Annotated in this window: 21 protein-coding genes; 7 read left to right on the plus strand and 14 right to left on the minus strand. The window is 64.0% G+C overall.

Annotated features, from left to right (window positions below):
• The first annotated feature begins 216 nt into the window (after window positions 1-216).
• Together VGN72_15095 and VGN72_15100 are read left to right on the plus strand one after the other, a co-directional pair.
• Window positions 217-1,119, plus strand: coding sequence for a prepilin-type N-terminal cleavage/methylation domain-containing protein (locus tag VGN72_15095; protein ID HEV7300690.1), 903 nt, complete (start codon window positions 217-219; stop codon window positions 1,117-1,119).
• Window positions 1,120-1,258: 139 nt separating this feature from the next.
• The gene (locus tag VGN72_15100; GenBank protein ID HEV7300691.1) at window positions 1,259-2,194 is read left to right on the plus strand and encodes a glycoside hydrolase family 43 protein; all 936 of its coding nucleotides are present in this window, start codon (window positions 1,259-1,261) and stop codon (window positions 2,192-2,194) included.
• 19 nt (window positions 2,195-2,213) lie between these two features.
• Here the strand turns inward: VGN72_15100 and VGN72_15105 are convergent, their stop codons facing one another.
• From VGN72_15105 to VGN72_15145, 9 genes are all read right to left on the minus strand, one after another.
• Entirely contained in the window at window positions 2,214-4,037 is a 1,824-nt protein-coding gene (locus VGN72_15105; protein ID HEV7300692.1) for a hypothetical protein, read from the minus strand.
• Window positions 4,038-4,074: 37 nt separating this feature from the next.
• On the minus strand, window positions 4,075-5,115 hold the full coding sequence (locus VGN72_15110; protein ID HEV7300693.1) for a LacI family DNA-binding transcriptional regulator: 1,041 nt from the start codon (window positions 5,113-5,115) through the stop codon (window positions 4,075-4,077).
• A 43-nt stretch (window positions 5,116-5,158) separates the two neighbouring features.
• Entirely contained in the window at window positions 5,159-6,004 is an 846-nt protein-coding gene (locus VGN72_15115; GenBank protein HEV7300694.1) for a rhamnogalacturonan acetylesterase, read from the minus strand.
• Between the two features lie 39 nt (window positions 6,005-6,043).
• Window positions 6,044-7,297 carry a rhamnogalacturonan acetylesterase gene (locus VGN72_15120; protein HEV7300695.1) on the minus strand — a complete coding sequence of 418 codons (1,254 nt, stop codon included), beginning with the start codon at window positions 7,295-7,297 and terminating at the stop codon, window positions 6,044-6,046.
• A gap of 46 nt (window positions 7,298-7,343) precedes the next feature.
• The gene (locus tag VGN72_15125; protein HEV7300696.1) at window positions 7,344-9,272 is read right to left on the minus strand and encodes a rhamnogalacturonan lyase; all 1,929 of its coding nucleotides are present in this window, start codon (window positions 9,270-9,272) and stop codon (window positions 7,344-7,346) included.
• 423 nt (window positions 9,273-9,695) lie between these two features.
• Window positions 9,696-10,673, minus strand: coding sequence for an AEC family transporter (locus VGN72_15130; protein ID HEV7300697.1), 978 nt, complete (start codon window positions 10,671-10,673; stop codon window positions 9,696-9,698).
• Window positions 10,674-10,758: 85 nt separating this feature from the next.
• Window positions 10,759-11,025 carry a ribosomal protein L7/L12 gene (locus tag VGN72_15135; protein HEV7300698.1) on the minus strand — a complete coding sequence of 89 codons (267 nt, stop codon included), beginning with the start codon at window positions 11,023-11,025 and terminating at the stop codon, window positions 10,759-10,761.
• Between the two features lie 101 nt (window positions 11,026-11,126).
• The gene (locus VGN72_15140; protein ID HEV7300699.1) at window positions 11,127-11,558 is read right to left on the minus strand and encodes a hypothetical protein; all 432 of its coding nucleotides are present in this window, start codon (window positions 11,556-11,558) and stop codon (window positions 11,127-11,129) included.
• 223 nt (window positions 11,559-11,781) lie between these two features.
• On the minus strand, window positions 11,782-12,663 hold the full coding sequence (locus VGN72_15145) for a helix-turn-helix transcriptional regulator (GenBank protein ID HEV7300700.1): 882 nt from the start codon (window positions 12,661-12,663) through the stop codon (window positions 11,782-11,784).
• 139 nt (window positions 12,664-12,802) lie between these two features.
• Here VGN72_15145 and VGN72_15150 point away from each other — a divergent pair, with 139 nt between their 5' ends.
• The 3 genes from VGN72_15150 (at window position 12,803) to VGN72_15160 (ending at window position 18,103) form a co-directional block, all read left to right on the plus strand.
• Window positions 12,803-14,338, plus strand: coding sequence for a hypothetical protein (locus tag VGN72_15150; protein ID HEV7300701.1), 1,536 nt, complete (start codon window positions 12,803-12,805; stop codon window positions 14,336-14,338).
• 226 nt (window positions 14,339-14,564) lie between these two features.
• A complete protein-coding gene (locus VGN72_15155) occupies window positions 14,565-16,460 on the plus strand; it encodes an alpha-glucosidase/alpha-galactosidase (GenBank protein HEV7300702.1) in 1,896 nt (631 codons plus the stop codon).
• A 314-nt stretch (window positions 16,461-16,774) separates the two neighbouring features.
• Complete coding sequence (locus tag VGN72_15160) at window positions 16,775-18,103, plus strand: nucleotide sugar dehydrogenase (protein ID HEV7300703.1); 1,329 nt, start codon at window positions 16,775-16,777, stop codon at window positions 18,101-18,103.
• 259 nt (window positions 18,104-18,362) lie between these two features.
• Here the strand turns inward: VGN72_15160 and VGN72_15165 are convergent, their stop codons facing one another.
• The 5 genes from VGN72_15165 to VGN72_15185 all read right to left on the minus strand — a co-directional run bounded on the left by VGN72_15165 (window position 18,363) and on the right by VGN72_15185 (window position 22,867).
• Window positions 18,363-18,860 carry a pyridoxamine 5'-phosphate oxidase family protein gene (locus tag VGN72_15165; protein HEV7300704.1) on the minus strand — a complete coding sequence of 166 codons (498 nt, stop codon included), beginning with the start codon at window positions 18,858-18,860 and terminating at the stop codon, window positions 18,363-18,365.
• A 55-nt stretch (window positions 18,861-18,915) separates the two neighbouring features.
• Window positions 18,916-19,278, minus strand: coding sequence for a four-helix bundle copper-binding protein (locus VGN72_15170; GenBank protein ID HEV7300705.1), 363 nt, complete (start codon window positions 19,276-19,278; stop codon window positions 18,916-18,918).
• A 50-nt stretch (window positions 19,279-19,328) separates the two neighbouring features.
• Complete coding sequence (locus VGN72_15175; GenBank protein ID HEV7300706.1) at window positions 19,329-19,967, minus strand: type 1 glutamine amidotransferase domain-containing protein; 639 nt, start codon at window positions 19,965-19,967, stop codon at window positions 19,329-19,331.
• Window positions 19,968-20,044: 77 nt separating this feature from the next.
• Window positions 20,045-20,704, minus strand: coding sequence for an endonuclease V (locus VGN72_15180; GenBank protein ID HEV7300707.1), 660 nt, complete (start codon window positions 20,702-20,704; stop codon window positions 20,045-20,047).
• A gap of 129 nt (window positions 20,705-20,833) precedes the next feature.
• On the minus strand, window positions 20,834-22,867 hold the full coding sequence (locus VGN72_15185) for a DUF6785 family protein (GenBank protein ID HEV7300708.1): 2,034 nt from the start codon (window positions 22,865-22,867) through the stop codon (window positions 20,834-20,836).
• Window positions 22,868-23,289: 422 nt separating this feature from the next.
• Here VGN72_15185 and VGN72_15190 point away from each other — a divergent pair, with 422 nt between their 5' ends.
• Together VGN72_15190 and VGN72_15195 are read left to right on the plus strand one after the other, a co-directional pair.
• Entirely contained in the window at window positions 23,290-23,865 is a 576-nt protein-coding gene (locus VGN72_15190; GenBank protein HEV7300709.1) for an NADH-quinone oxidoreductase subunit B family protein, read from the plus strand.
• 225 nt (window positions 23,866-24,090) lie between these two features.
• The coding region (locus tag VGN72_15195) for a hypothetical protein (protein ID HEV7300710.1) at window positions 24,091-24,516 on the plus strand (426 nt) is incomplete at its 3' end.

A 24,516-nucleotide genomic window follows, 5' to 3' on the forward strand; every position in this document is an offset into this window, starting at 1 on the left:
GAAACCTCTAGATGAAAATTACCGTGATTATTATCATGAATTTTCATTGCCTCTCATAAAACTTGTGTCATAGTGTAAACGTACGAGAAAGCATGGCGGGCCTTGTGGCCGGAACCATGGCTGTCTCTCACATCGAACTCAGGCTGCGGTGGCCGTCGCCACTCGCACTTTGGAACACTCGTTCTGGTCCCCTCTGCGTCTTTTCGGAGGCACGTCATGCGTCAGAAACGAACTGGATTCACGCTGGTCGAACTGCTGGTCGTCATCGGCATCATCGCGTTGTTGATCTCGATCCTGCTCCCGTCGCTGTCCAAGGCCCGTCATCAGGCGCAGATCGTCGCCTGCTCGTCGAACCTGCGCCAGATCGCCATGGCGTCGATCATGTACGCCGGTGACAACAAGGGATACCTGCCGCAGCGGCAAGGCGACGGTGATCTGGCAACCCCTTTCGATCGGGCGTCGATGGCGTCGTACGTAACGTTAGGCGGTGGCACCACCGCACCGGCCACCGATCCCGGTGCGAACATCGGTCGGCTCATCATCACTGGGTACCTCGGGAAGAAGGCCCCGCTTTACGACTTCTACTGGTACGGAGAGTACAAGCCCGTCTACATGGTTCGTTTCTGCCCGGGACAGGAACCGACGCAGGCCTCAAACCACTGGGCGTTCATGAACAGCACGTACGCCTTCAACCCCCATTGGGCCTTCTACAACGGTGGCTGGCCCACGGTGACGGCGTACAAGAAGCTCGTCCACATGCCCAAGACCAAGACGCTCGTCATGGATCTGCTGACCGATGTCGGTTCGCTCTCGCACCTCCGCAACGGCGTGGCGACGGTTAACCTGGCGTACAGCGACGGTCACGTCTCCTCCGTCACCGATCGCACGTTGGTCAACGCGTTGCGGTCGTTCCCGATCGGCGACTTCGAGGAACGCATGGACGACTTCCGCGATCGCCTCGAGACGCTCGCCAACGGTCAGGATCCGAAGCGCACGACGCAGGCACCCGACGGCCGCGCCCCCAGCAACTCCAGCCCGGGCACCGGTTACTGGCGCTGGCGCCTGTGGCGCAACTACAGCGACATCCCCGGTGGCCACATCTCGGTCAACCAGTACTGAATCGCCTGGCGATGTCGACCGCAACGTAGTAGCGACCGTCCAAACCGGCCATGATTGGCCCATCCGATCACGGCCGGTTTTTCGTTGGTACGGTCGGATAGTGCACCCGCCGGCCCGCGTCCACTGGTAAGGAACGGCGATGTCCAGATCAGCGCCCCTCATCCTCCAACGCGCCGACCCCTTCGTCCTCCGCCACGTGGACGGCTGGTATTACTTCACCGCGTCCGTACCGGAGTACGACCGCATCGAGCTTCGGCGTGCCCGGTCGATCGCTGCGCTGGCAACGGCAGAGCCGGTCGTGGTTTGGCGCAAGCACAGCGAAGGAGCGATGGGCGGGTACATCTGGGCGCCCGAACTGCACGTCATCGACGGCCGCTGGTTCGTGTACTTCGCCGCCGGTCATGCCGAGCGGGCGTTTGAGATCCGCATCTACGCCTTAGCCTGCGACGCGGCCAACCCGCTGGACAGCGCGTGGAGGGAGTGCGGGCAGATTCGCACCAGCTGGGAATCGTTCGCGCTCGACGCGACCACGTTCACGCATCGCAACACACGCTACTTGGCTTGGGCGCAGAACGATCCGGCAATCGGGCCGGGCACGTCGATCTACCTGGCGGCGATGGACGGGCCGTTGAAGATTGCCGGCCAGCAGGTGGCGATCGCGCGTCCCACGCATGCGTGGGAGCGAATCGGCCATCACGTGAACGAAGGGCCTGCGGTGCTGGTGCGCAACGGGCGAGTCTTCATGACCTTCTCCGCCAGCGCGACCGACGCGAACTATTGCATGGGCCTGCTGACGGCCGCTGAAGATGCCGACCTGCTCGATCCTGCGTCTTGGAAAAAAGTGCCGACGCCGGTGAAGTGCTCATCGGAGGCGGCGGGCGAGTACGGGCCCGGCCACAACAGCTTCACGGTTTCAGAAGATGGCCAGACCGATCTGCTGGTCTACCACGCGCGCGACTATCGTGACATTGAAGGCGAACCACTATTCGACCCGAACCGGCACACGCGCGTTCAACCGATCATCTGGTCAAAGGATGGCGCGCCGCTGTTCGATGTGCCGCTGGTCGGCCGATAGCGAAGACGGCGACTGCAGTTTACAGAACGGCCAGTTCCCACCGGTTGAGTCGCACGTCGCTCGTCCAACCATTACGGCTGCGCGCGATGAACTGCACGGACGCTTCCATCCCCTCGTGGAAGAACATGCGGTAATGTTGGCCCGCCTTCACCACGTGGCGGACGCGGATGCTGGGTTGGGCGGGTTCGAGTAGTACGTCTGGCTCGACGATGGCATCGATCGAACTCACGCAATCAATCGCGTCGCGATAGTGGATCAACCGCCGTTCCAAGTCAGCCGTCTGAAGGATCTTCGTCACGCCAGGCCAGACCGCGGGCGCGTCGTCGGGCGCGTCTATCACTATCGCCTTGTAGTGCATGTCGCCGATGTGGACGCCCTGTTCGTCGACAGTCGCACGGCCGTCGATGATGTCCTGCATGTCCAAGTAGTTGAAATCGATCTGACGCTCGAAGCACGCCTTGGCGGCGCGCCAGGGCAGGTGATCGGGCCAGCCGAGGATGGCGACGTCGCACTGGTGAACCGAATCGGTGTTCAGCCAGCACAGGCGGGCGCAGTGGTCGGCCAGCGCGGGGAAATCGCTGTCCCACCATGGGCTGTTGGGCCCAACATCCGGCGGGCGCTCGTCGCGGCGCGGGCCGCGAACGCTGTAGTAGAACGCGTGCGGGATCAGCTGGTTGACGCCGCGAATGTGGCACCAGTCGGCCAGCCACTTCATCTGCGGGAAGGTCAGTTCATGGCCGTACGCGCCGCAGAACTCGTTGCTGTTCCGCCGGCGGCCCAAATGGATCATCGCCGACGACGAGCACTTGGCCTGCGTCGATTGCGGTCCCTCGAGCGCGTTCGCCTCGCCGGGCATCACCCACCGCCACACGAGGTCTTGCCCGGGCACGTGGAAGTACTTCATCAGGCCGATCTCGTCCGGCTGTGCGGGATGGCCCATGAGGGACACGCCGTGCGCCGCACACCATCGCGACAGCGGGGCGTAGTAGGTCTGTTCCAACCGATGATTCACGGCCCGCGCATAGTCGGCGCGATACCGGGCGGCATCCGGCTCGTCATCAAACCAGAGCGCCGGCAAGTGGGGCGCGAAGTCGTAACCCAGATGGGCGTTCACGTGGGCCAAAATGTCCGACGTGCCGGGACGCACCAGCGCCCGCGGTTCGCGCAGCCGGCCGAGCAAATCGGGCTCGTCGGTGAAGAGGCCGATGATCGTCTTGCCGAAGTAAGGCCGCAGCGCGTCGTAAAACCGATCGTAGACGAGGCGGATGAAGCACTGCACCGCGGCGGCGTTCAACAGGTCGGCGGCCGGTGGCGTTTCCTCGGCGGCGTCGCTGTGCGTGCTGGTCGGCGCGTCGTTGAGATAGTGCAGCCCGCGAATGACCGAATCCACCGGCCGATCGATCACGTGCAGCCATCGCCCGTTCGCGCGGCGCGCCGTCGCGATGTGCGTCTGACCCGCTGACAGCAGCGGCAGCGCAGCGTCGTCAGATTCCGCCGCGCTCAGCCCGCGGCACTGGTAGGCGGCGTTTGTCGCGACAACCTGCCCGCTGGCCGAGCCGGACGGGTACATGCCCTCGTCGTACAGGACGACGCGCATGTCCAATCGTGCGGCTTCGGCGACGGCGATCTGCACGAAGTGCAGGAAGCGGTCGCTCATGAACGCGATGTCGCGCGGCAGGCCGACGCGCGGGTGGATCAGGAACCCGTGGACGCCGTGCGCCTGAAAGTCGCGGATCTGGCGAACGATCTCCTGCTCGTCCAGCGCGTCGTTCCAGAACCAGAAGGGGATCAACGAGAAATCGCGCAGCTCGGTCGGGGGAACGAGTGGGAGGCGTGATTTCATGGATGTTGATCTCAGGGAACACGAGGCGCATCACGTATCACACCGCCAAGGCGATGCGCGACGGCTCGATTAGCTTCGGCGCAATCATCACGCGCGTGCGGCCGGCGGAAAAGGGGTTGCGGATCAGGTCGATCAGCAATTCCATGCCGTGCCGCCCGATCGCGGCGGCGTTGATGTCGATCGTCGCGGGCCGCATTTGCAGGCCGGCCAGATACTGACGCTCGTTGTTGCACGAGATTACGTCGATCGAACCGTCGGGCCCGAGCGACACGCCCCGCGCCGTCAGCGCCGCGTCGACGGCTGCCACCAGGCGGTCTTCAGAGATGAAGATGCCGGTGGGGCGCGGCGTCATCGATAGCATCTGGTCGACCAGCTGCGCCCCGGTGATCGCCAGTTGCGCGGGGCTCCAGGACCCGGCGGCCTCGGGCTCGATCGCGTTCAGCAGGGTGACGCGCATGTCGCGCTCCTTGCATGCCTCTTCAAACTCAAGAGCGCGAAACTTCAGCGACCAGCCACTGTTCGAGGCCGTCATGCCGACCACCTGGTCATGATTGCGATCGGCGAGATAGTCGGCGGCGATGCTGCCGATCGCGGAGTTGTCGGGCATCACCTGGTGGCCCCACAGCGGGCGCTGGCGGTTGCCCATCAGCCAGACGCTCGGCAGGTGTTCGAGCCGGCGCTGGATCTCGGGCCCCGGCCGGTTACCGCCCAGCAGCAGCCCGTCGACGTCGCCGTTCAGCACGCGCGGTGAGATGTGCGCCAGGTCGGATGCGAAGCTGAAGATCAGGTCGACGTTCCGCCCGTCGGCCACCTCCGACACGCCACCGATCAACTGTTCGAACGCCGGCGCGGTGGATCGTCCCGAATCGCCGAAGACGACGTAGGCGATGAGCAGCGTGCTTGCCGCCGAGCCACCATCGATCCGGTTACGCCGAACGACCGGGCGGAAGTTCAACGTCGCCATCGCCGCGCGCACGTTCTGTGCCGTGTTGGGAGAGATGCTGGGGTGGTCGTTAACGACGCGCGAAACCGTCGACATCGACACGCCGGCCAGCTCGGCCACTTTCTTCATCGACATAGGTACATCCTTGGTGCGAGGCAACCGCTTTCGAGCGCGGCCGTTATGGTCGTTTCAGGTAGTCCTTCAACGGCAAATCGCCCGCGCGAATGCCTTCGACCACGCAGGCGGCGTTTAGCGCGGCGCCGGCGTCGTTCGTGTGCGTGTAGTCGGCCTCGCTGAAGAACCGCTCTTTGATCTCGGTCGGCGTGTGCTGCGAATACTTGGTGACGATCAGGTTGTGCAGATCAATGAACGTCGCGCCGGCGGCCGCGGCCGATTGCTTGGCCCACAGCGCGTAGCTAGTGGGCTCAGCGGTCGGCGTCGGGCTGACGGCCGGCTTCTCGGGCGTGCCGCGTGGGGCGCGGGGCACGTACGAGCAGACGATCGGGGTCATGCCCTTTTCCTTTGCCTCGTTGATGTAGGCGCGCATGTACCAGCCGAAGCTGCGCACGACTTCCTTCTTGCCTTCCTTCAGCGTCAGCGTGACCTCCTGGCTTTCATCGCCCACGCCGCGAATCGTGCCGCGCTCGCGGTTGTCACCGGACAGCGGGGCGGGGTCGTTGTGGCCGAACTGCATCAGCACGAAGTCGCCGGGTTTGCCTTCGCTGAGAATCTGCTCCCAACGGCCGTCGGTGCGAAACGTTCGGCTCGACCGGCCACCGATCGCGCGGTTGACGACGTTGATGCGCGACTCGTCGAACAGTTCCTTGATCGGGTCGCCCCAGCCGCGCTGGCCCTTGGTGTTGTTGCGCACCGTGGAGTCGCCGATGATCCAAAGCGTCGGCCGTGCATCCGCGTCTGCCTTGGAATCGGCCGGCGCTGTGGTGGGGGCGGCCTGGCCGTTCACGTAGGCCGCGAGCGTTGCGGTCAGCAGGACGGCGATGCAGAACGTGTCGAACTTCCACATGTTGAACTCTCCAATCGGGATGAACGGTTCGGTACAGGCTTAGCGTCCTTCTGGAACCTCGGACGATCGGGCGACGCTGGCGGGCAGGTTGAAGGCGTCGACGTCGTCGGGCTTGGCCGGGTCGAACGGGGTCACGTCGCGTGACAGCTGATCGGCCAGCTTCAGGCCACTGGTGCGAATGCCTTCGACGACGCAGCGTGCCAACTCGTAGCCGCCGTACGCGCTGAAGTGCGAATCGTCCTTCAGCGGGGCGGACTGGCCGGGAAGCGTGTTGGCGGGGTAATGCAGGAACGCACGCTTCGAGTCCGCCTCGCCCAGCGTGGTGAAGAGCGTGCCGGACATTTCGTGCAGGTCGATCAGCGTTAGGTTCTGCTCTGCGGCAACGGCCCGCGTGGCGCGCGGGTAGTCGCCGAGCGAATCCTGCAACTTGCCATCCGACGAGAACCGCCGGCGGTACATGGACGTCACCAGCACCGGTGTTGCGCCCTTTGCTTGGACTTCGCGCACGTAGGATTCGAGGTCGGCCTTGAAGCTCGTCATCGCACCGATGCCTTCACCTTTCTCCTTCATGTCGTTGTGACCGAATTGGATGAAGACGTAGTCGCCGGGCCGCGCGAGGCTGATGATCTTGTCGAAGCGGCGTTGCGCGCGAAAGCTGCGAAGCGCGCGCCCCGACTCGGCATGGTTGGCGACGGCGACGGTGTCGTTGAAGAACCGCGGCAGCATCTGGCCCCAGCCGACGTAGGGTTCGTCGCGCTGGTCGGCAACGGTGGAGTCGCCGGCGATGTAGATGGTAGTGACGTCGGTCGCGGGCACGATCTCCACGGTACGCACGGGGGTGACGCTCGGAAGGAACTCGAGCGTGAGCTTGTCGTCCCAGTTCAGCGATCCGCGGTCGCGCTCGCCCAGCCGGACCTCATCGCCACCACTACCGATTGCCCGACTGCGCACGTTGACCAGGAAGGTTGCCGTGGCAGGTTCGACAGCGGTTGCCTGCGCGCGTTCGACCATCAGCCGCCGGGTTTCCGCTTTAATGGTCAGGCCGGTGGCTTGGGTTTCGACGAACGTCACGCGCACGCGATAGTTGCCCTCTGTCGGTACGCGCACGGAAAACTGGTTGGACGCATCGGGCTCGTAACCATACCCCTCGGCCTCGTCGTAACCTGTGCCCGGCGCGACCTGAACGTAATCGCCGTTCGTCGGGTCACCAGCGAGCTGAAAGCGCATCGGCGCCGCAGCTGCCACGGAAGCTGCTGAGCAGGCGGAGATGCCAATGCTTGTCATGATCATCATTGTGAGATTGGGCAGCGAGGTACGGATCAACGGAAGCTCCCTCAAATCAATCAGCACGTGACGACGTCGTACCGGCCGGTTCGGCCACCACGATGGCGGCCTTGGGCTGCTTGCCGGTCGACATGTCCCAACCCACGTGCGGCGGCTGGTTGTAGCTGACGTTCTGCCACGCGATGGACAGGCGGTACTGCGGGTCGTGCATCAACGTGTAGAACCGGTGCGACGTTGGGATGGTGGTCGTGTAAATCCGCAGCTCCTTGCCACCGGTGGTCGGCCAGATCACCTCTTCGCGCCAATCGCCGAAAAGGTCGGCCGACAGGCTGGGGTTGGCCTTGGTGCCGTTGACGCTCGTACACCCCTCTGCAGTGAAGATGCGGTCGGTCGTCTGCGACTGCACGTTCCACTTGCTCACGTGGTTCCGATCGAGCAGCTCGTCGTAGAGGTCGCCGTCCCAGTAGATGCGGAAGTTGCAGCTGGCGGGCTTTGTCTGTCCGATCTCGTTGCCGTTGGCGTCCCACACGCCTTCGATGCCGGCGCCCGCAACCCAGCTTTCGGCGCCGGGGTGGCGCGGGTCGATATCGAACGCGACACCGCGGCCCGGGCCTTCGTTCTTGTCGCCACCCGTCTTGGCCTTGGCGACGGAGGGCTTCTTCCACAGCGTCTTGCCGGTCTTCAGCGCGATCATGTGCGCGCCGGCATCGTCGAAGCGTTCTTGAATGCGGAACATCTCCAGGCCGGGGTTCGACGGCACCAGATCGCCCACGTGCATCGAATCGCCATGGCCGTACGCGGTGGAGAACAGGCCCGTGCCGTCGTCGTCGATCACGCAGCCGCCGTAGACGATTTCGTCCTTGCCATCGTCGTCGACGTCGACAACCGACAGGTTGTGATTGCCCTGGCCGAAGTACGGGTTGGACGGATCGGCGCCCGTGTCGAACAACCATCGTTGAACGAGCTTGCCGTCCTTCAGGTCCCAGGCGCTCAGTGCAGTGCGCTCGTAATAGCCACGGCACATGACGGCCGAGGGGCGCTTGCCATCCAAATAGGCCACGGTGGCCAGATAGCGTTCGGAGCGGTTGCCGTACGAGTCGCGCCATAGCGCCTTGTACTCGGCCGGGTCGGGTTGCTCGGGATTGGTGTTCGTGCGGGCGGGAGTGTACTTCACGGTGTCGATCGCGCCGCCGGTGAGCCCATCGAACGCGGTCAGCAGTTCGGGCCCCGCCAGGATGTGACCGGCCTCGTTGACCCAGTTGGCGTTGGCGTCACCGATGACGTTGCCCTTGCCGTCGGTCGTGCCGTCGGCGGTTTTGCAGATCAACTCGGAGCGGCCGTCACCGTCGAAGTCGTAGACGAGGAACTGCGTGTAATGGGCGCCGGCGCGAATGTTGCGGCCAAGGTTGATCGTCCAGAGCAGCGTGCCGTCGAGCTTGTATGCCTGCAGGATCGGCGGGTCGGTGACGCCGGAGTGCGAGTTGTCCTTCGCTACGCCGCTCTGCATGAGGACGATCTCGTATTGCCCGTCTCCATCGAGGTCGCCTGCCGACGCATCGCTCGGCAAGTAGCCGTCGATCGACTGCAGCGGCAACGACAGGTACGGCTTGTCCGCCGAATCGATCGACAGCGCAGGCGCCGTGGGCGCGTCGGCGATCTCGGCGCCGTTCACCACCGCCCGCACCGTGTACGCCACAGCCGAGCCCGTTGGTGGGGCGGCGTCGATGAAGTTCGTCACGTCGGTGATCGGCTGGGCGTTCAGGCGCTTCGGCTCGCCCTTGGCATTGGCGCGGTAAACGTTGAAAGCAACCGTGGAATCGTCCGTCCCCAGCAGCCGCCAACTGAGCCAGACTCGGCCACCTTCCAAGCGAACCACGACCGCACCGCGGTTCAGCCGCTCCATCAGGCGCTCGGCGAGCGCATCGGTGGTCGCCAAGGCCAGACCTGCGGTTAAAGCGATTGTATATAGATGCTTACGAAACAAGAAATGCCTCCAATCGTCAGCAGAAAGAGTGGAAGTCCTCCAACAGAATACCTCACCACAGGAGGTTTGCAATAATTTATGCAATTTTGAGTGGTAATTATTGCGATAAAGGTGAAAATCACTCGACTGCGGCGCGCCGAGTGCCGGTGATCCAGACCGCACCAAAAAACGGGACCATTCGCGCGCGACCTTGCCTGCGGGTGCGGTCGTCAAAGGGGCCACGCTGGTGTTCACGAAGACGACCGGCAGCACTCGCAACGACACGCTCCGCACCGGTCGCTTCGCGACCTAAGGTCTGCTGAACGTCGCTGGCAACACCGCCCAGAATTGGGGCGAGACCTCCCTTACCTTCGCCGGGCCGGGCGACGAGTACATCGCGAACAGTGACGTGCAGTTCGACACTGCGACGTTGATGGTGGCGTCCTAAAACACGCTGCGGATGACCAGCAGCCACACCGGCAGCGTGACGCAGGAGAAGACGGTCGTCCAGAAGACGCAGTCGGCGGCGAGGTCGGCGTCGCCGTCGAGCTCCAGCGTCATCAGCAGCGTATTGACCGCGGTCGGCACGGCCGCGGTGAGGATCAGCAGCTCGGCCGGCCAGGCGTTCTCGCCCCAGAGGTCGACGCTGCGGTAACCCGTGCGGTGCAACGCGTACAGCAGCGCCGCCATCTGGATCGGTCCGAAGATCAACCGCAAAAACAGCACCATGCCCACCGGTCGCCACCTCGGCCACCGCGGGCGGGCGGCCAATTGCGCGCCCAGCGTGAACAGCGCCACCGGCACCAGCGCGCCCGCGATGTAGGCGGCCGGCTTGGCGATGACGATCGGCAGCGTGCGCGACGCGTCGCCATCGAGGTATAGCTTGCAGAGCATGCCGCCGGCCAGCGCCGGCAGCATCGGTAAGCGCACGATGCGCTTCACGTTCGTCCAAAGCGACACCGGCTTGGCGGCGGCGGCGATCCAGAGGCCGACGGTGAAGTTCAGCAAGTTCATCGTCATCAGCACGAACGCCTGCACCGCAGCGCCGTTCCCCACCGTACCGCGGCCCGGGTAGGCCAGCTCCGCCAGCGGCAACCCGTAGTTGCCACTGTTATAGAACATCGTCGCCAGCGCGATCGCCGCCAGGGTCGGCCGGCTGATGTGCAGCAGGCGGCCGATGCCCACGACGACCAGCCCCAGCGTCATGCACTGCAGCATTGTTACCAGCACGATGCCGCCCATGTCGCTCCAGGGCAGCGTGCTGGTGGAGACGTAGTGGAAGATGAACGCGGGGACCAGAAAGTAGATGTTGAGCTTCGACAGCGTGTTGATGTCCAGCGTGAACTTCCGCCGTACGAGCACGCCCAAGCCGATGATCAGCATGATCGGGGCGAAGACGTCGAGGAGGATTGAGGTGAACATGAGGGCGATGCGATCGGACGGCCATCGGGCGAAGCAACTTAGCGTGGCTGGGCAAGCTGTCGCATGATCGTGCGGGACTGATCGTTCAAAGCCATCGGAACGCGGCGGCGGCGGCGAGGGGGGCGACCAGCATCGCGATCATCGTCATGCAGCCGGACTTTGACGATGACGCGGAAAACTTCTCGGGGTCGCTCGCTCGCAGCTCGGCCGTCATCGCATCGACGGCGTCCTTCGCTTCCTTCAATCCCTGCCCCGTGGCGCCGCGGTACAGCTTAATCGCCTGGATCTTGCGCCCGGCGAAGATCAACGCCTGAATTTTTGCTCTATCGCCATCCGACAGTGTTGCGCCCATTCGCGTCCCCGATGTTTGGTCTGCACCGTTTGGCGACCGGTTCAACGGCCACCCGCGCGCAAAGCTTAACACAGAGTGGGACGGCCGTCGGCGCAGGCCCGTCACCGCGCCGCGGGGTAGGCGTTGCCGTCGCGCACGAAGGCTTCGTAAACGAACATGCCGAACACCGGCCACCAGAGCAGGTCGTTGGTCAGCAGCGTCAGCCCGACCACGCCCGGCATTTGCCCGGTCGACCAGCCCCAGAGGAAGCCGATCGGCCCGAAGATCTTGCCGAGCAGGCCGATGAGCGCAAACGGCGCGTAACGTTCCGGATCGCGCGACAGGTACCAGTAACCGATCGAGAAGACCATCACGAACATGCCGATGCACTGCCAGAACTGAACCGCCAGCGCGTCCGGCTGCGGCAGTTCAATGCCCGCCAGCCGGAACGGCACGCGCGGGAAGAGGATCACCAGCACGCCCCAAACCAGGTTGTAGATCGCCGCTGCGAGGAACCACTTCTGATAGAGCCGGCGGCGGGTGGGGCTGATCATGTTCGCATCTTAGGTGCAGCGGACTCGGCGGGACGGGTTTCGGGGGATTTGAACAAAACGGCGCTAGGGATCTGATCCTCTTTCCCGGTACGCCGGGAGAGGGTTAGGGTGAGGGTGATCTGATCTACCGGAATCGTCAGCATTTCAAAATGCACCCTCACCTGGCCTCTCCCGGCGCACGCGGGAGAGGGACCGGAAGCCCCTCGCTCGATCCATGAACACCCTACGGCGTCGCCATCCACGGCCGCGCCCGGAACGTGGCAGGGGTGACGCCGGTGTGTTTCTTGAAGATGCGGCAGAGGTAGTTGGCGTTGCTGAAGCCCGACCGCCTCGCGATCGTTTCCAGTTTGTCGTCGCTGGCGCGCAACGCCCCGGCGGCCAGGCGCAGGCGGTGCTGGGCGAGGTAGTCGCTGGGCGTGACGCCGACGGCGGCGTGGAAGCGGCGGGCCAGGTACTCGCGCGAGCAGTCCAACTCCTCGGCCAGCGCCAGAATGTTGAAGTCCGCCTGCGTGGCCCGCGCGGCGATCAGCCCGATCGCCCGGCCGATGCGCGGGTCGGTCGCCACGCGCGACGTCGACAGCGTGCTGAAGACCGCCATGTACAACTGGTACAGCAGCCCGCTCGTCACGTAACGGTCGCCGAGCGTGCCCTCGGCATATCGGCGGACGATCTCCCGCATCAACGACACCGGCGCCGCATCGCCGAAGCGCAACACCTGCCCGAAGTTGCGGGCGATGCGCTTGGCCCAGCGCATCGCGACCGGGCCGGTGGTGGAGACGAAGATCAGCTCGTACGGCTCGTCGTGGTGGTACTGGTAGCCATACGAGAACGGCCCGGGGATGACGTCCATGAACGCATCGCCCGGTTGCAACGCGATGCGTTCGCCGCGCTGCGGCTGGTAGAAGCTGCGTCCCGTCAGGGTGAGCTGCAGCACGAGGTGGGCCGCGTCGTCGCGCGTGAAGGCGTTGAAGCCGTACTCGGGCCCGCGCGTCTCGTGACCGCAGCCGTGGAACCAGATCAACGGCTCGTTCGTGCGCGTCCACGGGCTGGCGGCGTGACCGATCGCCGCGTCCGGTAACACGATCGGTTTATCCTGCTCGGCCACATCACAAATGTACTATATTAGTCTGCGGCGTGCTATTCCTAGTTGTGAAGGCGATGGTAGCCTGTTCACCATAGGGTTATCGCGGTTGGGCAGACGTTCCCGCTCGCGATGGTTCACTCATCCACAAAGGACGCAAAACATGGCAACCGAGACGCTCGAAGAGACCAGCAAGGGCCACGCCGCTCACACGAAGGCCGCCGACTCGCAGGAGGGGCTGCGCGGCAAGTTCACCCGGCCGATCCACGTCACGTTCTTCGGCGCCGGCTCGGGCTTTTGCCCCACGCTGTGCAAGGACGTGCTGCTGACGCCCGGCGCCGAGCGCGGCGAGTTTCGCCTGGTCGACGTTGACCGCGAGCGGTTGACCACGATGCACCAGGTGATCGTGAAGCTGGTCGCCGACGCCGGCCGCAGCGATGGTTGGACCGTGCGCTCGACCACCAACCGCCGTGAGGTGATTCCGGGGACCGACTACGCGATCTGCTGCGTGGAAGTTTCGGGCATGGCCTGCGTGGCGTTCGACAACGACATCCCGCTGAAGTACGGCGTCGACCAGTGCATCGGCGACACGCTCGGGCCTGGGGGGCTCTTCAAGGGCCTGCGCACCGTGCCGGTCTTCCTCGACATCCTGCGCGATTTGCGCGAGCTGGCGCCGCAGGCGATCATGCTGAACTACACCAACCCCATGAGCATGCTCGTGCTGGCCGCGGGGCGCGCGGTGCCGGAGATTCCGGTGGTGGGGCTTTGTCATAGCGTGCAGGGCACCAGTCACCTGCTGGCCAAGTACGCCGAGGTGCCGTACGACGAGATGGAATGGGAATGCGCGGGCGTAAACCACCTGGCGTGGTTCACCAAGCTGAAGCACAACGGCGAGAATTTGTACACGAAGACGCTGTACGAGAAGTTCGCCAAGCAAATCGAGGAAGGCGTCGCCGAGGCCGAGGCGGGGCTGGCGCCGTACAAGACCGATGAGAAGTGGCACTGGTCCAAGGACAGCAAGGACAAGACCTGGAAGCAGGGCGATCTGATCCGCAAGGACATGTGCGTGCAGTTCGGCGCGTTCATCACCGAGTCCAGCGGCCATTTGTCCGAATACCTGCCGTACTACCGCAAGAACGACGAAGGCCGCAAGCTGCTGCGCCTGGGCTACGAGGGTGGCAGCCGGTTCTACGCCAGCAACTGGCCCGATTGGCGCAAGAACGCCGACGAGAATCGCAACAAGCTCGTCAGCGGCGAGACCAAGACCGAACTGAAGCGCTCGTGGGAATACGCCAGCTGGATCATCGAGGCGCGCGAGAAGGACACGCCGGTGCGCATCCACGGCAACGTGATGAACAACGCCGAACGCCCCGGCCAGCGCGGCAGCGGCGAGGGTGGCAAGCTGATCACCAACCTGCCCGGCGACGGCGCGGTGGAAGTGTCGTGCATGGTCGACCGCAACGGCGTCAACCCCACCCGCTACGGCGCGCTGCCGTCACAGATGGCCCACATCTGCCATAGCCAGATGGCCTACTTTGATTTGGCCGCCACCGCCTGCATCGAACGCAGCAAGGAAGCGGCCGTCCACGCGCTGCTGCTCGACCCGCTCACGAGCGCGATCCTGAGCCCGCGCGAGATCCGCAAGATGACTTACGAGATGTTCGACGCGGAGAAGGAATTCCTGCCGGGGTATAAGTAAGCCACGCATCATGGCGTCCGGATGACGCGAAGGTAAATAGATGTCATCCCGAGCGGAGCCTAAGGCGACGGGAGGGATCTCGACCGGACGAGAATCGTTAGTCCATTCGAGATCCCTCAGGTCGCCAAGGCTCCCATCGGGATGACGGGGGATGATGGCGGCCTGTTCCGATGAACAGGAACGCGACGAGTCGCAACGAGCCCGAACTTAACACGAGACAGCAATCATGATTAAAGTCGCAATGATCGGCGCCGGCAGCGTGGTCTTCTCCAAGAACCTCACCGGCGACATCCTCGGGTTCCCCGAGTTCAAGGATGCCACGTTCAGCTACATGGACATCGATGAAGAGCGCCTGCAGGTGGGCGCCGATCTGTGTCGCAAGGTGGGCAAGGCGCTGGGGGCCAACCCGAAGATCGAGGCGACCACCGACCGCCGCAAGGCGCTGGAGGGGGCCGACTTCGTCATCAACATGGTGCAGATCGGCGGGTTCGATTCGACCTTGGTCGACTTCGAGATTCCCCGCAAGTACGGCCTGAACTTCACGATTGCCGACACCACCGGGCCGGGCGGGTTCTTCCGGGCGCTGCGCACGTTTCCGATGCTCAAAGGGCTCGTGACAGACATGATGGCCGTTTGCCCAAAGGCCACGCTGTTGAACTACAGCAACCCGATGAGCATGAACATGCAGACGATCACGCGCACGAGCGACATCCGTGCGGTCGGTTTGTGCCACAGCGTGCAGGGCACCTACAACCAGCTCATGGGCTACATCAACGAGAAGCCCGAGGACACGAATTTCATCTGCGCCGGCATCAACCACATGGCCTTCTACCTGAAGATGGAGAAGGACGGCCAAAGCCTCTACCCGCGCCTGTTCGAGGCGATGAACGACCCCAAGGTCTACAACACCAACAAGGTGCGCTTCGAGATGATGAAGATGCTCGGCCACTTCGTCACCGAAAGCTCGGAGCACAACGCCGAGTACAGCGCCCACTTCATCCCGCATGGCAAGGACGTGATTCAGAAGTACGACGTGCCGATCGACGAGTACCTGCGCCGCTGCGACGGCATCGTCGACGAGTTCGAGCGCATGAAGACGTTCAGCAAGAGCGACGAGCCGATGAACGTGCACCGCAGCCACGAGTACGGCAGCACGATCATCCACAGCATCGTCACCAACACGCCCAGCGTGGTCTACGGCAATATGCCCAACAACGGCGCGATCTCGAACTTGCCGCGCAACGCGATCGCGGAAGTGCCGACGCTCGTCGACCGCAGCGGTCTGCAGTTCACCACGGTGGGCGAGCTGCCGCCGCAATTGGTGGCGTACATGAACCCGCACGTCACGCAGCACGAGCTGTTCATCCGCGCCGCGCTGGAGGGCCGCCGCGATTACATCTACCAGGCGGCGATGTTCGACCCGCTGACGGCGGCCACCATGCCGATGGACAAGATCCGCGAGCTGTGCGACGAACTGATCGCCGCCCACGGCTTCGAAAAAAACGGCGGCTTCCTGCCGGAACTGGACACCGTGAAGACGCTGGTGCCGACCAGCGGCCAGTCGTTCGGCAAGGTGGACCCCAAAGTGCTGCGCAAGAGCTGGGACGACACGCAGGCCAAGGCAGGTCAGGATTACATCACCGATTGGCACGTCATCGGCCCGTTCAAGGGAACCGAGAAGGGCAAGGTCAACCTCGACGTGAAGACGCCGTTCGAGGACGACTTCACCAAGCAACCGGATGCCGCGATCGACCTGAAGGCGGCCTACAAGATCGGCGACGCGTCGCTGAAGTGGAAGCCGGTGCAAGCATCTACCAAGAACGGGTTGGTCGACTTGGCCCGGGCGCTGGGCGCGACCGATTACTGCGTCGCCTATGCGGTGGCCGAGGTCGAGTCGATCCACGCCCGCGAGACCGTGCTTCGCTGCGGCAGCGACGACGGCATCATGATCTGGCTGAACGGCAAAGTCGTGCATTCGATGGAGGCCATGCGCGGCTACAGCCCCAACTCCGACGAGGCCCCGATCTACCTCAAGGCCGGCGTCAACCGGATCGTGGTGAAGATCACCAACCTCACCGCCGGCTGGGGCTTCGGCGTCGCGGTGCCGAAGGCGAACTTCTAGGCAGGCCGCACGCGCCTTGCCTGGTCCCTCTCCCGGTATTCCGGGAGAGGTTAGGTGAGGGTGATTTGGAACGACGAGCGATCGTCGATCTTGCATGTTCCATCATGAGTTGTGGATATCAATTCACGGCTCGCATCGATTTCCGTACAGACTTGGTCGCTCACGATCCCGAATCACCTCACCCAGCCTCTCCCGGAGTACCGGGAGAGGGGCCGGAGGATGATCGTCGTACGTGATCTCCCATCCGTGTCCGTCGCCCATTTATGGGCGCTTTCCTCAACTTACGCTGGCCCCTCGGTTACAATCGACGTCCCATGAATTTGCGTGACAAGATCGATAACAATACGGCCGTCGTTGGGGTGATCGGGTTGGGGTACGTGGGCCTGCCGTTGCTGGCGGCGTTCTGCAAGGGAGGCTTTCCGGTCATCGGGTTCGACGTGGACCCGAAGAAGATCGAGCAGCTCAAGGCGGGCCGGAACTATCTCAAGCATCTCGGCGACGCGCTTGTCAGCGACATGGTCGCCACGGGGCGGTTCGATGCGACGACGGACGCGGCCCGCCTTGGCGAGTGCGACGCGATCATCGTCTGCGTTCCCACACCGCTCGGCACGCACCGCGAGCCGGATCTGTCGTACATCGAGAACACCGCCGTCGACATCGCCAAGACGCTGCGCGAGGGGCAGTTGATCGTGTTGGAAAGCAGCACGTACCCGCGCACGACGCGCGAGATCATGCTGCCGAAGTTCGAGGCGCGCCAGACGGCCGGTGGCAAGCCCATGATTTGCGGCAAGGACTTCTACCTCGCCTATTCGCCCGAGCGGGAGGATCCCGGCCGCAAGGACTTCAATACGCAGACCATTCCGAAGCTCGTCGGCGGCATCGAGTCGCGCAGCGGCGTGCTGGCGACGGCGCTGTACGAGAAGGTGATCGCCCAGGTCATCCCCGTCGCCAATGCCGAGGTCGCCGAGGCCGCCAAGCTGCTGGAGAACATCTACCGCGCGGTGAACATCGCGCTGGTGAACGAGATGAAGATGGTGCTGACCGCCATGGGCATCGACGTGTGGGAGGTCGTCCGCGCCGCCGCCACCAAGCCGTTCGGGTTTCAGGCGTTCTACCCCGGCCCCGGGCTCGGCGGGCACTGCATCCCGATCGACCCGTTCTACCTGACCTGGAAGGCCGCCGAGGTCGGCATGCCGACGCGCTTCATCGAACTGGCCGGCGAGATCAATCACGCCATGCCCGAATGGGTCGTCCAGCGGACGATGCTCGCGATGAACGGCCAGGGCAAGGCCGTCATGGGCAGCCGCATCCTGGTGCTGGGGCTGGCGTACAAGCCCGACGTGGATGATGTCCGAGAGAGCCCGAGCTTCGAGTTGATCGAGAAGCTGATCGACCTTGGCGCCGAGGTGGACTACAACGACCCCCACGTCGCGGCGACGCACAAGATGCGGCATCACGACTTGCGGATGGAAAGCGTACCGCTGACGAGCGAGTCGCTGGCGAGTTATGACTGCGTACTGATCGCGACGCACCACGCCGCTTATGACTGGCAGTTCGTGGCTGACCATTCGCGACTGATTGTCGATACCCGCAACGCCATGGCGGGCGTAAAGGGCCGGCGGAATCACATCGTGTCCGCGTAGTGCTGAACTGCCCCAAGCTACGTAGACGACCAATCCGGCCGTGGCATGGGCGTCTCGCCCATGCTTTTAATGAGGCCATAGGATGTTTTTCATCGCTGCTGCTGGGTCGAAGCGGTCTGCCCTTAAATGAAGCTTCCCTTTCAATCCACACGCATGGGCGAGACGCCCATGCCACGGTTGGAGAACGCGCGTATCAACGAAAAAGGCCGACCCTAAATAAGGCCGGCCCGTGGGAGGGGAGGATCGATAACGGCGGGTGTTACGCCAACTTCACCTTCGCGTGTTCCCCCGGTTGATAACGGTCGCCGGTGAGGGTGGCCTTCACGAAGCCGATCAAATGCACGACCGCGCCGCCCGGCGAGTCCCAGTATTCGGCTTGTTCCACATCAACGCGCAGTAGCGCGATCTTCGGGTCATCAACGCCATCGGGGAACCACGCCTTCAGCGGTGGGGTCCAGAGTTCCTTGATCTTCTCTTTATCCCGCACCAGCACGGCACGGCCCGAGACCGAAATGTAGCGGCTTGAACTGGGCTCGGCGTAGGCCAGGTTCACGTGGCGGTCGCGCTGGATCTCGAACACCTTGCCGGCATCGGCATCGGTGAAGAACCACAGCTGCCCGTCGAACTTGTCCTTCTGCGTCGACATCGGCCGGCTCCGCAGCGAGCCGTCCTCCGCCATCGTGGTCATCATGCAGATGTCGATGCCGTGGATCATCTTGCCCAGCTTCTTCACATCGTCGTCGTGGTTGCCGCTCATAATAATTCTCCGATCGTGGGTGAAATCCGAGGGTGTGGAACAGTGGGTGACAGGGTTACGCGTGCGCCCCGGACATCTGGCGGCACGATTCCGCGCAGCGGCGACACTCGTCGGCGCAACGCTGCATATGCTCGCGCATCTGCGGATCTTCGTCGGCCAGCCGCTGACAGTCGTCGGCGCAGCGCTGGCAGACCTCGGCGCAGGCGCCGCAGGTGTGCACGTGCAACTCTGAGCCGCGAATCATGAAGTCGGCCGACGTGCGGCAGATCTCGATGCAGTCCATCATCAGTCGCACGTGGTCGGCCTGCGTATGTGCACCGCCGGCCTGCAGGCAGTGCTGCAGCGTCTCGGCGCAGGTTCGGTTGCAGTGCAGACATTGGTCGATACAGCGGTTCATTTCAGCATGATTGTGGCTCATGGTGGACCTCCGAATGAAGCAAACAAGGGTTATGGGCACCACGCCAAAGGTCACATCGTCAGGTTGCGGCCGACCGGATCGCTATCGCGGCGGCCCTTCTTTTCAGGATGCGCTCGCTTCGACGACGCGGCACTCTGTCCCGGATGCACGCCCTCGGCGATCTCCTCGATCATCTTGCGGTTGAACGCTGGGATATCGTCGGGCTTGCGGCTGGTGACCAAACCGTTGTCGGTCACCACCTCTTCGTCCACCCAATCGGCCCCGGCGTTGCGCAAATCGGTCTTCAGCGACGGGTAGCTCGTCAGCTTTCGCCCGCGCACGACGTCGGCCTCCACGAGCGTCCACGGACCGTGACAGATGGCCGCGACGGGCTTGCCGGCGTCGAAGAAGGCGCGCACGAAGTCGACCGCCTTCTGGTTCATGCGCAGCGTGTCGGGGTTCTTCACACCGCCGGGCAGCAGCAGGGCGTCGTAGTCGTCAGCGTCGGCCTTCGACAGGGGCAGATCGACGTCGAAGGCATCTCCCTTCTCGTCGTGGTTCATCCCCTGCACCATGTCCCGTGCTGGCGAGATGAGCTCGGTGTGGGCACCGGCTTCCTCCAGCGCCTTGCGCGGCTCGGTCAGTTCGATTTGTTCAAATCCATCGGCGACCAGAATGGCGACTCGCTTTGTGGACAGTTCACCTGGCATAACGTGTCTCCGTTAAGCCGTTCCTGTGTCAAAGCAGGTGCCAGTTCGGTTCGATCCAGTCGATTCCACTAAAATCGTTACGCTACAACGCTACGCTTCAGCTTGGCGACCTCAATATCGGCTTGGCGGGTGGGTTCTGGCACGCGGTAGCGGGTGCTGCACGCCAGTACTAGCTCGGCCGCGCTAGCCAAATCGACGCGGTGTCCGACGCTAACGAACAGCGGCCGGGTGGCGCGCTTCGTGCGCAACACGAGGCCGATCTGCTCCTGCTTGTCATACAACGGCGACGTGGCACCTGCGGCAACGCGTGGCTCGTCAAACGTACCGATGAGCCTGCTTTTGGCGACGCCCACGCTCGGCACGTCCAGCGACACCCCGACGTGCGCCGCCAGCCCACAGCGGCGGGGGTGGGCCATGCCTTGACCATCGAAGCAGATGACGCCAAACGGGTGCTTCAAGTTACCGATGGCCGCCGTCACCACCGGGCCTTCGCGGAAGCTGAGGTAACCGGGGATGTAAGGCACGTTCACCGGCGCGGAGGCGTGGGCGATCTCGATGATGCGCTGTGCCTCGCGATCGTAAACCACCGCCGCCGCGAGGACGGTCGACTTGTCTTTGGAGAACGCCGCGTCGACGCCCGCTACGAATCGCGGCAAGGGGGATAGCGGCGCGATGACGAGGCGCTCGCGGAGCGATTGTTGTGTGGCCTTCCAACTGGCGAGTAACGCGGCGTCCACAACTCTCTCGTACCACGGGCGGCCCGCCCGTGTCTTCCATGAATCCACTCATATAGCCCCGGGCTTGCCCGGGGGCATTTCGGTTCACCCGGGCAAGCCCGGGGCTATGTGGAGACGACGACCAGGATCCTACTGGGGCAAGAACTGAACCACCTGATACCCGTAGCCCGTCCAGACGAGCACCAGCGCCACCAGAAGCCAGAACCCCGCCGCCAGCGCTTCACCCACGATCAACCCCACGAAGACCGGCTTCATCGTCTGATACAGCCCCGCGCCGCCGAAGCGCAGGATCAGCACCTTGGCGGTCCACCCGAGCAGGATGCTCCACCACGCCAGGCGCACGTACCACGTGTGGCTGACCAGGTACGCCACCGGCATGAACGGCCACCCCGCGAACCGCAGCGCGCCCCATTGTAGCACGCCCGTGACCACCGCGCCCGTGCCCACGTGCAACGGCACGTTATGCGACTTGGGTGGATACGCTTCGCGCGCATGGTCGACCAAGCCATTGGCGATGTACTGCCGCGGCAATTCGACGGCGCCCCAGTGGTTCTCCATTACGTTCGCGTTCACGCTGAGCGGAAGCGCGTACGTGTAATAACACCACAGCGACGCGACGGCCGACACCGAGAACGCCACCAGCAGCGCCCAGACCATTGCCGCGATCACCCCGCGGCGCTGGCGGGGCGTCGTGTCGTCGCCGGCGGCGATCTGCAGCCCGTGCAGCGCGTGCGGCAGCACGCTCTCGCGGCTGGCGATGGGCCCGAAATAGCTCGACAGCCCACCGGCGAACACGTCGCGGTTGGTCAGCAGGCTGGGCGCGAAGTTCGACGTCACCTGCGCGCTCGTCACCATCACGCGAATGAACGGCAACCCCGTCTCGGCGACGATGCGCGCCACGATGATGTGCGCCGCCAAAATCAGCCCCACCAGCGCCACCGCGAACGCCGGCGATACGCCGATCATCAACAGCCACGCGATCATGCCCGCGATCGCCAGCAGCAGCACGCGGGCGCGCGTCGCGTAGCTCGGTTCGCCGGGCACCGCTGCGGTGCGCAGGCCAACGGCTTGGCGCACCACGGTTGCCCAGTGCCTGCGCCCGATCCAGATGGTGGCCAGCAGGAAGACGACGCACGCGCCCAGGTGCTGGTCGTCCCAGACAGCGTTCGGCATGTCGGCGCCCGTCGAGCGCACGCTCATCAGGATGACCTGTTCAATCAGGAAAATCGCCCAAAGGCTAAATCCCACGCGCGACTGGATGAAGTAGGTGATGCCGACGAACGTGAAGTACAGCGTCGAGCGCTTCACCTCGTGCATCAGGTGCCGCCAAGGTTCTTCCGACAGCGTCTTGGTCAGATCGTAGGTGAAGCTAAGGTCAGGGAAGTAGGTGGGCTGGTAGCGGTACATCGCCCCCATGCCTTGCAGGACGAAGACGCTGGCGGTGGCGATCCAGAACGACTTGTTGCTCATCAGCCGGTTGAACGCCCGCCCGGCGGCGGGGGGCTCGATCAGCATGATGCCCACCTGCGCCAGCGGGAACGGCAACCGTTCGTTCACTGCCCACTGCTGGCGCAGCAACGTCGCCAGCGCGATGAGCGCCGTGAACATGCACGCCGCGAACGCCCCCCAGCCCAACAGCGGCACGACCCACGCGCTCCACGGGATCGACCCGCCCTCGGGCGTGCGGCTGTAGAAGTCCAGCACGACCTCATTGCCGCGACCGCTCTCCACATCGGCAACCGGAAACAGCCACTCGGGCAGGCCCAGGTTGATGAACGCCTGCCAGATCTGATCGTTCCCCCGCCCCAGGTTGAAGAACGCCACCGGCAGCGGCACCAGGTTGCGCATCAACCCCTGTCCCGGCACCGCGCACGACACCAGCAGCATCGCCGTGATGACCCCCATCTCGCCGCGCGACAACGCCACGCGCGGCCACCACCGGTGCAGCAGCCCGTTGGCCACCACCACCAGCACCAACGCCAGCACCAGCGCCGGCGGGATGTAACTGCCCGTGAAGAAGCTGTTGTTGATGACGTAATCGTTGTACGGCGTAATCGTGCAGATCGCCGCGACGCCGATCGTCCCCAACAACAAACTTCGCCACGTAATGGCGCCCCGGCGGGGCGGTTCGGTCGCCGATGGATCCAAAGGCAGCGGGGCCATGTGGTGCAGACGGTACCTTATGAGCGGCGGAAGATGAATAAGTCGCCGTCAGCCACCGCGAAGAAGATTCGTCTGGTCCCCTCTCCCGCCTGCGCCGGGGGAGGGTTAGGGAGGGGGCGTTTTGAAATGACCAATGCCCAAACCAGAATGACCAATGAATGTCCAAGCACCAATGACCAATGAGGACGACGAGGACTTTCCGTCATTGGTCATTGGTCATTGGTCATTGTGAATTGATTGGTCATTCGGACTTGGTCATTGGTCATTGGTCATTCTCCCCTCACCCCCTCCCAGCCTCCCCCGGAGTACCGGGAGAGGGGCCGGAAGTCGCTCGCCGCCCGCGCCGGCCGCCATCCTTCCACTTTCCGAACTGGAACCTTTCCCCCGCTCCCTCTAAAATGAGACAACTTGGAGTTACCGCCATGTTCGACACCCAGCAGCTTCCCGACAACGTCCTGACGACCCAGCTCAAGCGCGTCGTGAACTGGTCTCGCCGCAGCAGCCTGTGGCCGATGCCGTTCGCGACCGCCTGCTGCGGCATCGAACTGATGGCGACCGCGTCATCGCGCTACGACCTCGCCCGCTTCGGCGCTGAAGCCATGCGCTTCAGCCCGCGCCAGAGCGACCTGATGATCGTCGCCGGGCGGGTGACGATTAAGATGATGCCCGTCCTCCAGCACATCTACCAGCAGATGACCGAGCCCAAGTGGGTCATCAGCATGGGCGCCTGCGCCAGCACCGGCGGCGTGTTCGACGCCTACGCGACCATCCAGGGCATCGACCAGTTCATGCCCGTCGACGTCTACGTCCCCGGCTGCCCGCCACGCCCCGAGACGCTGATCGAGGGCATCATGGCGTTGCAACGCAAGATCGACGAAGACGGCCTCCCCCCCGCCGGCAAGCGCCGTCCGCTGCAGCTGGTGATCGAACCCAGCTACAAGCCCGCCGCCCAGCCGGTGCCGTTGACGGTGCGGAAGCAGCCGATGATGGGCGCGTAGAGCCGCTCCTTTTGCTGCACTGCTCGCGTCCGTCCGCCCCGCATATTGCGCGAGTCAGCGGAACCGAGCCGTCAACGTCCAGCAGGCCGCGGGTATCCCTCAGTTCAACGCGCCGGTGTCACTGCGGTTAGCAAACGCGCAGCCTCGCTGCCGCGCACCGCTCCTTCGCGGAATGCTCCGTACGCCCTGCAATTTTTCCGCGGGGCTCGCGTTTAACCGATCATAATGACCAAGACGTATTCATCGGACAAACTGCGCCCGATCGTGTTGTTTCTGGCCGGCGTGCTCAGCATGCAGTCTGCGGGCGGTGCCGAGAGAGCGAACGTAGCAGCGGGCGATGCCGCTCGCTTGGCCGGTGCGGCGCTTGCGCCGAAGACGGCCGTCCTCGAGATGGGCGGCGTGTTCGACTACGAGTGCGACGATGCGTGTCTGGCGCCGGGCGCGCCGGTGCCTGCGGGGAAGTACGCGGTCGTGTCGCCGGTGGGCAAGCCGACCGTGCAGATGATCAAGCAGGCGCCGCGCCTGGAGACGCTGGACGGCAAGACGATCGCGGTCGTGGGCGGCAGCTTTATGGCCAGCATCACGCACGTCGAGATCAAGCGGCTGATCCTCGCCAATCACCCGACCGCCAAGGTGATCCTGCTGAACGAA

It is taken from the genome of Tepidisphaeraceae bacterium, assembly GCA_035998445.1.
Lineage (GTDB): Bacteria > Planctomycetota > Phycisphaerae > Tepidisphaerales > Tepidisphaeraceae > DASYHQ01.